This window comes from Vibrio sp. YT-19(2023), assembly GCF_033337395.1.
The window spans coordinates 1-581 of record NZ_JAWOQN010000839.1; the positions used below are offsets into that span (position 1 = coordinate 1).

Here is a 581-nt window from a genome sequence, read left to right on the forward strand (position 1 = left end):
CATCGACCATCGTGAAATCATCAAAGGTTTAACCACTGTTGATGGCAACATGTTTGCTCGTCAATTAACTCGTCTTAACGTCGATCCAAACATTACGGAAATGCGCACACCAGTTTGTCATAACGAGTTTACCCAAATTGCAGAAAACTGGCCTCAATCGGTGGCGTTTGCGGAGTACAAGCTAAACGGTGAGCAAGCGTCAATCAAAGGCGGCTTTGTTGTTGAGTCGAAGAACAAAGTGATCGTCGATGCGCTTAAATCGATTCGTGGTGTGTTAACCGAGTCTAACAGCGATAAGAGCTTCTTTAGCTTGGCGCTAGGCATCGACATCAATACGCTTGCGCCATCGATTGGTCAAATTTGGACAGAGATAACTCAGCCACAATACCAATGTGCGCTGCTGAGCCAAATGCAAAAAGACATGGGCGGACAAAACCCGGCGGCAGCGGTGAGCATGGGCTCTGGCATGCTGAATGGGTTGAAAGGGTTGAGCATGCAACTGTTCGATCTGAACATCAATCCTGATGCACAGTTTGGCGAAGTGTTTAGCCAAATGGATGGCATGTTTACTCTGTCTGCGA

General features: G+C 47.3%; 1 pseudogene. It reads left to right on the forward strand.

The features are described from left to right. Nucleotides 1-581: pseudogene (locus tag R7E78_RS28750) on the forward strand (hypothetical protein); the annotation flags it as partial.